The organism is Streptomyces triticagri, from assembly GCF_003429565.1.
In the GTDB taxonomy this organism is placed as follows: domain Bacteria; phylum Actinomycetota; class Actinomycetes; order Streptomycetales; family Streptomycetaceae; genus Streptomyces; species Streptomyces triticagri.
Genome location: NZ_QUAK01000118.1, coordinates 53,597 through 62,921, shown reverse-complemented (window position 1 = coordinate 62,921; position 9,325 = coordinate 53,597). Strand labels below are relative to the sequence as shown.

Here is a 9,325-nt window from a genome sequence, read left to right as displayed (position 1 = left end):
CGCCTAGACGACCTGGCACCGGCGTCGACCTCCCCCGCCACACCGCAGGCGGCAGCGGAATCCACACCTGATGGACAGCAACCAGGCAGCACACCGCAGACCCAGACCATCAACAACACCCACCACACCCCGATCCAACCACCCCTAACCCACCCCGCAAACACCGAGCGTACGGTCGTACGCTTCAGGTTGTAGGGTCCGGGTATGACTGTCGACGTTCCGAAGCGACCCAGTGCGGCCGATCGCCATGCTCGTGCCGCCGTCGCGGTGTTGTTTCTGACCAACGGGGCGCTGTTCGCGAATCTGTTGCCGCGGTTCCCGGAGATCAAGGCCGACCTCGGGATGGGCAACGCGGCATACGGCCTCGCCGTCGCGGCGTTCCCCACCGGCGCCATCGCAGCGGGACTGGCGGCGGGTGCGCTGACCAGACGGTTCGGGTCCGCGCGGGTGGCGGTGGGCGGCACGCTGGCGACGGCGATCGGCCTGCTGGTGGCCGGAGTTGCCGAGTCGGTGCTGGTCTTCGCTTCGATGCTGTTCCTGGCCGGTGCGATGGACTCGGTCACGGATGTCGGGCAGAACGCGCACGGCCTGCGGGTGCAGCGCCGCTACGGCCGTTCCATCATCAACTCGTTCCACGCGATCTGGTCGATCGGTGCCGTCGCCGGAGGGTCGATGGCCGCAGGGGCGATCGCGCTCGGCCTCTCGAGGGGGCAGCACCTGGTGTTGTCGGGGGTCCTCTTCTCGGCTCTTGCCTGTGCGGCGCTGCGGTTCTGCCTGCCGGGCCCGGACACAGATGCAGACACGGATACGGATACGGGGGCGAGTTCGGGAGGAAGCCGTGCCGGCGGAGAGGGCGAGGCGCAGGCGAAGGTGCTTGCTGCCGGACGCCGCCGTCCCGTGCATCTCGTACTGGCCGCGCTCGTCCTGATCGCGATGGCCGGCACTCTGGTGGAGGACGCCGGCAATTCCTGGGCGGCGCTGTATCTGTCCGATTCTCTCGACGCCTCGGTCACGCTCGCGGCGTCCGGCTACATCGCCCTCGTCGGCGCGCAGTTCATCGGGCGGATCCTCGGTGACCGGCTGGTCGACCGCTTCGGGCAGCGGACGGTGGCCCGGGCGGGTGGGCTGATCACCGCGGCCGGGATGGGCACGGCACTGGCGGTTCCCACGGTGCCCGGCACGGTGCTGGGCCTCGCGGCGGCCGGGCTCGGGGTGGCCACGCTCGTACCCGCGGCGATGCACGAAGCCGACCAACTCCCCGGACTGAGACCGGGATCGGGCCTGACGATCGTCTCCTGGTTGATGCGGCTCGGTTTCCTCCTGTCGCCGCCCGCGGTCGGTCTGATCGCCGACATGACGAGTCTGCGTACGGGTCTGCTCGTCGTGCCACTGGCGGGTCTTGTCGTGGTCGCACTTGCCGGTGTGCTGCAGACGCGGCAGGCGCCGACGAGTGCGGCGACAGGATCCGTGTCGCCGGGCCGGTGACCATCCGTCTGACCGTCCGTGTGACCAAGAGCATGGCCAAAGTCCCTGATGGGGGCGGGTACGGGCACTTATTCTGGCGAGGTGTCCCCACTTGCCCGTATCGATGCCTCGTACACCCCGCGCTTTGCCGAGTTCGCCTTCGAGCCAGGTTTCACGGCCGCGGTGGACCAGCATGTCGCACACCTGCGGGAGCGACTGGCTGTGACCTGCCCGGATCTGGTGCCGCACGCGCCTGATCGGGAGGCGTTGTCCGACTACGCGCTCGGGTTTCTCGATGCGCTGGCCGAGTCGGGGTGGCGTGAGCCGGTCGGGCACGACTACGCGGTGTGCCGCCTCACCGCCATTTCCTGGCTGGTGCGGCGGCACGACCTCGCGTGAGTGTGCATCGTCACATGGGGTCCATCGGCTCCCGGTCCTGGACCGGCTGGTTGGTGAGCGCGTCCTCGCGGCCGGCCTGGTAGGCGCCTGCCGACGAGGCCCGGGCCTTGGCCGTCTCCTGCTCGGCCGTGTCCAGCCAGCGTTCCCAGCGCTGCCGCATCGGGCCGATCATGCCGCCGCCGACGCCGACGATCAGGATGCCGGCCCCTGCCGCGAGTGCCGCGTAGAGCACGGGCTGGGTGACCGTCGTGGCGATGCCGGCCTGGCCGAGCGCCGCGATCACACCGAGCGCGACGATGCCCGCCCAGGCGATGGTGCCGACGGTCTTGCCGTACGACATCGAGGACAGTGCGTTGGTGACGATGTCGCGTACGAGGTTGGCCACGGCCATCGCGACGACGATCAGGACGATCGCGACGATGCCGCGCGGCAGCCAGGCGACGATGCCGTTGATCATGTCGCTGACGGGGTTCGGGCCGAAGACGCCGAAGCCGAGCTGGAGTGTGATCAGGAGCAGGGCCGCGTAGACGACCTTGCAGATGATCGCTGTCATGTCGTACTTGGATCCCGCGAGCATGCGGTCGGCGCCGGCTTTCTCGGCCAGCTTTTCGGAGCCGACCTTGCGTAGTACTCGGTCGAGCGGGCGATCAGCTTGGAGACGAACCAACCGATCGCGAGGACGATCAGGAACGCCACCAGCTTCGGAACGAACTGGGCGACCTTCGACCAGGCGTCATTGAGCCCCTGAGTGAAATCCACGGAAAGCACAAGATTCTGGGTCATGAGTGGTCCTCCACTCGTTGTGGCCCGCGCGCTGCGGCGTCCGGGCGTTCGGCCCCCCATTCACGGGTCCTCGCAGGTCACCCGTCACTCCATTCGTGTATACCACCGTGTGGGGGACGCGGCCCGCTCGCAGCGGCCGTCCGGGCGACAGCTGCCGCCGCGGGGCGTCACCGGTCCGTGGGCGCCGTGTGCAACGTCGTCGCAACGTGGCGTCGGGTCCACTCGTGGTGCCGGGGCCGGGGCGTTCCGCCTCGGCCGGGACGGACGGAGGCGGCTGCGATGACGGACGAGCCCGCACGGGTGGAACTGACCACCGAGGCCGCGGATCTGCTGCGCCGGCTGCGATCGATGCACGGTCCGCTGATGTTCCACCAGTCCGGCGGCTGCTGCGACGGCAGCGCGCCCATGTGCTATCCGGAGGGCGAGTTCCGCACCGGTGGCTCCGATGTCCTGCTCGCCTCACTGGAGGTGCCGGGTGTGGCTGAGCCGATCGGCTTCTGGATGTCGAAGAGCCAGTACGAGGTGTGGAGCCACACCCGGCTGATCGTGGACGTGGTCGAAGGCCGCGGTAGCGGCTTCTCGCTGGAAGCGCCCGAGGGGGTGCGTTTCCTGATCCGCTCGCGGGTGCTCGGTACGTGAGCGGCCGGGCCGTGTGCGTACGGTCTGTGGTGGGTCGGGTCAGGCGGTGAAGGCTTCGACGAGTGTCCAGATCGCCAGGCCCGCCATGCACAGGCCGCCGATGCGCTGCACGGTCTTCAGGGGTACGCGCTTGGCGATGAACCGGCCGACGACCAGGGCGAGCGCGGACACCGACATCAGGGCGGCGGCCGAGCCGATGGCGGTGGAGGCGGCGCCGTTGGTCGCGGCGAGGTTGGCGGTGGTGATCTGGGTCAGATCGCCCCACTCGCTGATGAAGACGGCCATGAACGCGGTGGTGAACACCGGCCAGAATCCGGTGACCGTACGGCCTCCCTCGTCGCCTTCGTCATCGCCCGCGCCGCTGCGCAGCAGGACCACCGCGCCGAAGGCGAAGAGGGCGGCCGAGACGAGTTTCACGGCGACGGTGGGGAGCAGGCCGATGAGGCTGCCGGCGCCGACGGCGATGGCGACGTGCACGACGAAGGCGGCGGAGGTGCCGAACCAGACGTAGAGCGGCCGCATCCGGGTGCCCATGGCCAGGGAGGCGAACATCGTCTTGTCGGGGAGCTCGGCGAGGAAGATCAACCCGAAGGCGGTGAGGATCGTCAGGGGGTCGAGGGACATACCCGGTGCTTTCTGCTGGGGCCGGGCCGTGCGCCTGCTCTACCGACACCCTGGGGCGCCCGCGGGGAGGACTCGGCCCGGCACGACGGAGCGCCCGCACAGGGGTGCGGGCACGATCATGCCTGGCCGAAGGTCTCGTCCACCCTCCCGGTCACTGAGTGACCAGGGGGCCCGACGGCCGGGACATCCGCGGATGTCCAGTATGTCGACCGGTCGGTGTCGCAGGACTACTCCCCTTCGCTCGGCCCAGTGTAGCCGGGTCCGGGAGGGGTCAGGGTTGGAGCTTGCTCACAATGTCCGCGGTGGCGGTCAGACCGTTCTGGATGGTGGGGGCCATGCTGGTGCTCGCGAGATAGAAGCCGAGCAGGACGCAGACGATCGCATGCGAGAGCTTGAGTGCGCCGTTGCGCAGGAACACCACCGCAAGGACCACGAGCAGCAGCACCACGGAAATCGAAACGGCCATCGCCAACCTCCTCCGCCGCGCTGACCCCGCGGCATTCGGCGGCAAGTCTGGCGCAGCGGAAGGTCCGGTCGGGCGAGTGGCGTGTCCGCCGAACGTGTGTTGACTGGCTGTGACCGTACGTGGTCAGGGCCGGTCGTAGGCGTCGAGGAAGGCTTCGAGGGCGGGCAGGTCGTCGGTGTTGAGGTGGTCGGCGTCGGCGGCGATCAGTTCGGCCCAGACGGCGCCGCGGGCCTCGCCCGGCAGGTCGGGGGTGGCCCAGAAGCGGACGCGCTGCTCGCGTGCGTGGGCCGTCGCCACGATGCTGTGCAGCTTGTCGCGCTCGGCGGTGGGCATGGGGCCGGTGCCGTACCAGGTGAAGTGCTCGGACCAGTTGTCGCTGATGAGGGGGATGAGGGAGGCGGGGGCGGGTCCGCCGAGGTCGGTGAGGCGGCCGTCGTAGAAGGCGTGGCGGGTGCGCTGGGCTTCCATGGGGGCGCGGGCTGCGCGGTCGCCGGAGATGACGGCGGTGACCGGGCCTCGGCGTACGCGGCCGTGGGCGTAGGTGGTGAACAGGCCGCGGTGGAGGCTCAGTTGGCGGTGGAGTTCGAGGTAGGCGGCCTCGCCGTCGGCCTTGATGTCGATCAGGAGTTGGAGCGGCTGTCGGTGTCCGCGGTATACGGAGCCGTGGTTGGCGCGGACGCGTTCGGCGAGCGGGTCCAGGTAGAGGGAGCGCAGTGTGCGCGTGGGGTCGAGGTCCACCGGGTCGTGGGCGACGAGGAGTTCGCCGTCGACGAGGTACACGTCCGCTTCGACGCTGCTGAAGCGGTGGTCGAGGGCGTCGTGCAGGGGGCGGGGGTGCAGGTAGTCGTTGTGTGCGTGGGCGCGGCGCAACGGCCTGGGGGCGGGGGTGCGTTCGCCGGCCAGGGCGTACGAGGGGACGGCCACGGTGCCGGCGAGGGCTGCGCCGATGGTGGTGACTGCTCTGCGGCGGGTGACGAGGGCCATGGTGCCTCCGGATGCGGGTGGCGACTGGGTGGGCGGCGACGGTGTGCGGCGGGCCATGGCGAGTATGGGGCCTGTGGTGGGCCATGTGGCAGTGGTGCGGCGGGAGTTGGGGTTATTGTCGGCCGGTGTTCATGGGTGCGGGGCAGGTGGCGGCAGGGGCGGCCGCGGCGGCCCGCAGTAGGGTGCTGGAGTCGCCGACGACGAGGGAGTGGCAGATGACCGGCTCGGAGCGCCCCGTGATCGACACCGGCAAGGCGCATTCGGCGCGGGTCTACGACTGGTTCCTGGACGGCAAGGACAACTACCCGGTGGACGAGGAGCTGGCCCGGCAGATCCTGGCGATCGAGCCGCAGGCGAAGCGCTCGGCGCAGCACAACCGCTGGTTCATGCGGCGGGCGACCCGGCGGCTGGCGCGGGACATGGGTGTGCGGCAGTTCCTGGACATCGGTACGGGCATTCCGACCGAGCCGAATCTGCATCGGATCGCGCAGGATGTGGCGCCCGAGTCACGTGTGGTGTACGCGGACAATGATCCGATCGTGCTTGCGCATGCGGCGGCGTTGCTGCGCGGTACGGCGGAGGGTGTCACGGAGTATGTGCAGGCGGATGTGCGCGAGCCTGCGGCGATTCTCCAACAGGCGGGCGCGGTACTGGACTTCGAGCGGCCGGTGGCGCTGTCGGTGATCGCGCTGATGCATTTCGTGGCGGACGGCGACGGGGCGTTCGATGTGATCGGCACTCTGGTGGACGCGTTGGCGCCGGGCAGTTTCCTGGTGCTCAGTCAGCTGACGGCCGAGTTCAATCCGGAGGCGGTGAACAGTTCGGTGCGTACGTACGGGGCGGGTGGTGTGACCCTGGTGCCGCGCTCGCGCGAGGAGGTGGGCCGCTTCTTCGGCGGCCTCGAGCTGCTCGAGCCCGGGATCGTGCCGGTCGATGCCTGGCACCGCTCCGACGACGAGGGCGGCTCGGGTCCTGAGCGGGAGGGTGCGGCGACGGGCGGTCCGGTGCCGCTGTATGCGGGTGTGGGGCGCAAGCCCTGAGCCGGGGCGGGGTGGCGGTCAGAACTGCACGGGGTCGCGGCTGAGCGGGCAGGTCATGCAGTGGCCGCCGCCTCGGCCGCGGCCGAGTTCGGCGCCGACGATGGTGATGACCTCGATGCCTGCTTCGCGCAGCAGGGCGTTGGTCTGAGTGTTGCGGTCGTAGGTGAAGACGACGCCCGGTTCCAGGGCGACGGCGTTGTTGCCGCTGTCCCACTGCTGGCGTTCGGAGGCGTAGACGTCGCCGCCGGTCTCGATGACGCGGAGTGCGGGAAGGCCGAGTGCGCGGGCCACGACCTCGGTGAAGGGTGTGCTGCCCTCGTCGGTGATGTCGAGGCCGGGTGCCTTGTCGCTGGGGCGCAGCGAGAAGGTGTGCACCGATTCCATGATCTTCGGGTAGAGGGTGACGACGTCCCGGTCGGCGAAGGTGAAGACGGTGTCGAGGTGCATGGCGGCCCGGAGTTTGGGCATTCCGGCGACGATGACGTGTTCGGCGGCGCCGCGCTCGAAGAGGGCCGCGGCGACCTGGGTGATGGCCTGGCGTGAGGTGCGCTCGCTCATGCCCATCAGGACGACGCCGTTGCCGACGGGCATGATGTCGCCGCCCTCGAAGGTGGACTGGCCCCACTCGGTCTCCGGGTCGCCCCACCAGATCGTGGAGCCGACGAAGTCGGGGTGGAAGCGGTAGATGGCCTTCATCAGGAGGGTCTCGTCGCGGCGGGCCGGCCAGTAGAGCGGGTTGAGGGTGACTCCGCCGTAGAGCCAGCAGGTGGTGTCGCGGGTGTAGAGGGTGTTGGGCAGGGGTGGCATCAGGTATTCGCGGACGCCGCTGGATTCGCGGGCGAGGGCGATGTAGCCGGTGCGGTAGTCCTCGGGGAGGTCGGTGGTGGCGAGTCCGCCGATGAGGAACTCGGCGAGTCGGCGCGGGTCGAGGGACTCCAGGAAGGCGCGGGTGCCGTCGATGAGGCCGAGGCCCACCTCATTGGCGACGATCTTGCGGTCGAGGAGCCAGTTCCTCGCGGTGTCGATGGCCATGGTCTGGGTGAGCAGATCGTGCAGTTCGACGACCTCGACGCCGCGTACGGTCAGCTTCTCCACGAAGTCGGCGTGGTCGCGCTGTGCGTTTTCCACCCACATCACGTCGTCGAAGAGCAGCTCACCGGCATTGGACGGGGTGAGGCGTCGGTGCGCGAGGCCCGGGGCGCAGACCAGTACCTTGCGCAGTCTGCCCACCTCGGAGTGGACGCCGTAGGAGGTGGCGGGCGTACTGTCCTGGGTCATCGGCTGCCTTTCCTGGTACGCGCCGGGGCGCCTCGGCGATGCTGCTGCGGGTGGTACGGCGGGCGGGTCACAGGCTGATCCAGCCGAGGGCGAGGGCGATGACGCCCACCGCTGCGCCGGCCACGGAGACGGCGAGGATGACCAGTTCGCGCGGTGCGAAGACGCGGCGGCCCTGTTCGCGGCGGGCCATCACGAACAGGATCGTGGCGGGTGCGTAGATGATCAGTGAGACCAGGAGGTACTTGAGTCCGGCGGCGTAGATCAGGAATGCGGTGTAGAGCGTGGCCAGGATGCTGACGGTCAGGTCGCGGCCGCGTCCGCCGATGTCGCCGGGGTCGGGGCCGCGCAGGATCTTCACGGCGTATGCGGCGGCGAGCAGGAAGGGGATGAGGGTGAGTGAACTGGTCAGGTCGAGCGCGAAGTTGAAGGCGTCGTCGGAGAAGTAGGTGACGACGAGGACGATCTGGGTGAGGCAGGTCGTCATGATGAGCGCGGGGACCGGCACGTCGGCATCGGTGGCCCGGCCCAGGAAACGCGGCATGTCCTTGTCGCGGGCGGCCACGTAGAGCACTTCGGCGGACATCAGGGTCCAGGCCAGGTAGGCGCCGAGTACGGAGACGATGAGGCCGACGCTGATGAAGACCTTGCCCCAGGTGCCGACGGCCTCTTCGAGTACGCCGGCCATGGAGGGCTGGCGCAGCTCGGCGATCTCGCCCATGGGGAGGATGCCGTACGAGACGATGGTGACCGATGCGAAGATCGCGAAGACGCTGAGGAAGCCGAGGACGGTGGCGCGTCCGACGTCTTCGCGGCGCTTCGCGTGCCGGGAGTAGACGCTGGCGCCCTCGACTCCGAGGAACACGAAGACGGTCACCAGCATGGTGCCCTTGACCTGCTGGAACAGGGATCCGGCGTAGTCGGCTCCGGTGAAGTTGTCGGCGAACACCGAGGGCTCGAAGTAGATGACGGCGAGCAGGACGAAGACGATGATCGGCACGATCTTGGCGACGGTGACGATCCGGTTGATCGCGGCGGCTTCCTTCACTCCGCGGCTGATCAGGGAGAAGAAGAGCCAGAGGCCGACCGAGGACAGGACGACGGCGAGCACGGTGTCGCCGTCGCCGAGGGCCGGCCAGATCGCGCCGATGGTGGACATGATCAGGACCCAGTAGGTCACGTTGCCCACGCAGGCGCTGGCCCAGTAGCCGAAGGCGGCGAAGAAGCCGAGGTACTCGCCGAAGCCGGCCTTCGCGTAGGCGTAGACGCCGGCGTCGAGCTGTGGTCGGCGCAGGGCGAGCGCCTGGAAGACGAAGGCCAGCATCAGCATGCCGACGCCGGCGATGGCCCAGGCGATCAGGGCGCCGGCCACTCCGGTCTCGGCGGCGAAGCGGCCGGGCAGCGAGAAGACACCGGCGCCGACCATCGAGCCGACGACCATCGCGGTGAGCGTGAGCAGCGTCAGCTTGGCGGCCGGGGGCGCGGCGGCGCTCGGGCCCGTGGTGTCGGCGTCGGCCATGTCACCCCTCGTCGGCGCGATCGGGGCTCGGCTCGTCGGAGCCTGGCCCGGTCGCGGGCGTCGCCGGGGAAGGGGACTCCCCCGGCCGGGACAATCAAGGCCACATTAAGGACGAAACGGGCGGATGCGCGC

The 9,325-nt window shown here is 69.5% G+C and carries 9 protein-coding genes and 1 pseudogene; 4 read left to right on the top strand and 6 right to left on the bottom strand.

Annotated features, from left to right (window positions below):
• Window positions 1-204: 204 nt before the first annotated feature.
• The gene (locus tag DY218_RS21875; protein ID WP_128557814.1) at window positions 205-1,485 is read left to right on the top strand and encodes an MFS transporter; all 1,281 of its coding nucleotides are present in this window, start codon (window positions 205-207) and stop codon (window positions 1,483-1,485) included.
• Between the two features lie 81 nt (window positions 1,486-1,566).
• On the top strand, window positions 1,567-1,863 hold the full coding sequence (locus DY218_RS21870) for a DUF6401 family natural product biosynthesis protein (protein ID WP_233521788.1): 297 nt from the start codon (window positions 1,567-1,569) through the stop codon (window positions 1,861-1,863).
• Window positions 1,864-1,873: 10 nt separating this feature from the next.
• On the opposite strand, the pseudogene DY218_RS21865 reads toward DY218_RS21870, so the two are convergent.
• Window positions 1,874-2,646: pseudogene (locus DY218_RS21865) on the bottom strand (membrane protein).
• Between the two features lie 279 nt (window positions 2,647-2,925).
• Here DY218_RS21865 and DY218_RS21860 point away from each other — a divergent pair.
• Window positions 2,926-3,285 carry a DUF779 domain-containing protein gene (locus DY218_RS21860; protein WP_128557812.1) on the top strand — a complete coding sequence of 120 codons (360 nt, stop codon included), beginning with the start codon at window positions 2,926-2,928 and terminating at the stop codon, window positions 3,283-3,285.
• 39 nt (window positions 3,286-3,324) lie between these two features.
• Here the strand turns inward: DY218_RS21860 and DY218_RS21855 are convergent, their stop codons facing one another.
• The 3 genes from DY218_RS21855 to DY218_RS21845 form a co-directional block, all read right to left on the bottom strand.
• Window positions 3,325-3,909, bottom strand: a complete 585-nt coding sequence (locus DY218_RS21855; protein WP_128557811.1) for a TMEM165/GDT1 family protein — start codon at window positions 3,907-3,909, stop codon at window positions 3,325-3,327.
• A gap of 271 nt (window positions 3,910-4,180) precedes the next feature.
• Window positions 4,181-4,375, bottom strand: a complete 195-nt coding sequence (locus DY218_RS21850) for a hypothetical protein (protein WP_128557810.1) — start codon at window positions 4,373-4,375, stop codon at window positions 4,181-4,183.
• 123 nt (window positions 4,376-4,498) lie between these two features.
• The gene (locus DY218_RS21845; RefSeq protein WP_128557823.1) at window positions 4,499-5,359 is read right to left on the bottom strand and encodes a phosphatidylinositol-specific phospholipase C/glycerophosphodiester phosphodiesterase family protein; all 861 of its coding nucleotides are present in this window, start codon (window positions 5,357-5,359) and stop codon (window positions 4,499-4,501) included.
• A gap of 215 nt (window positions 5,360-5,574) precedes the next feature.
• Here DY218_RS21845 and DY218_RS21840 point away from each other — a divergent pair, with 215 nt between their 5' ends.
• A complete protein-coding gene (locus tag DY218_RS21840) occupies window positions 5,575-6,399 on the top strand; it encodes an SAM-dependent methyltransferase (RefSeq protein ID WP_128557809.1) in 825 nt (274 codons plus the stop codon).
• An 18-nt stretch (window positions 6,400-6,417) separates the two neighbouring features.
• On the opposite strand, the gene DY218_RS21835 is transcribed toward DY218_RS21840, so the two are convergent.
• Both DY218_RS21835 and DY218_RS21830 read right to left on the bottom strand, forming a co-directional pair.
• Window positions 6,418-7,677 (bottom strand): arginine deiminase, encoded by a 1,260-nt coding sequence (locus tag DY218_RS21835; RefSeq protein ID WP_128557808.1) that lies wholly within the window; start codon window positions 7,675-7,677, stop codon window positions 6,418-6,420.
• Between the two features lie 67 nt (window positions 7,678-7,744).
• On the bottom strand, window positions 7,745-9,193 hold the full coding sequence (locus tag DY218_RS21830; protein WP_128557807.1) for a basic amino acid/polyamine antiporter: 1,449 nt from the start codon (window positions 9,191-9,193) through the stop codon (window positions 7,745-7,747).
• Window positions 9,194-9,325 lie beyond the last annotated feature (132 nt).

Bases quoted from the DNA above. Each gene is read 5' to 3' on its own strand.
- DY218_RS21860 (WP_128557812.1), top strand. From the start codon at position 2,926: ATGACGGACGAGCCCGCACGGGTGGAACTGACCACCGAGGCCGCGGAT.
- DY218_RS21830 (WP_128557807.1), bottom strand. From the start codon at position 9,193: ATGGCCGACGCCGACACCACGGGCCCGAGCGCCGCCGCGCCCCCGGCC.
- DY218_RS21835 (WP_128557808.1), bottom strand. From the start codon at position 7,677: ATGACCCAGGACAGTACGCCCGCCACCTCCTACGGCGTCCACTCCGAG.
- DY218_RS21875 (WP_128557814.1), top strand. From the start codon at position 205: ATGACTGTCGACGTTCCGAAGCGACCCAGTGCGGCCGATCGCCATGCT.
- DY218_RS21845 (WP_128557823.1), bottom strand. From the start codon at position 5,359: ATGGCCCTCGTCACCCGCCGCAGAGCAGTCACCACCATCGGCGCAGCC.
- DY218_RS21850 (WP_128557810.1), bottom strand. From the start codon at position 4,375: ATGGCCGTTTCGATTTCCGTGGTGCTGCTGCTCGTGGTCCTTGCGGTG.
- DY218_RS21840 (WP_128557809.1), top strand. From the start codon at position 5,575: ATGACCGGCTCGGAGCGCCCCGTGATCGACACCGGCAAGGCGCATTCG.
- DY218_RS21855 (WP_128557811.1), bottom strand. From the start codon at position 3,909: ATGTCCCTCGACCCCCTGACGATCCTCACCGCCTTCGGGTTGATCTTC.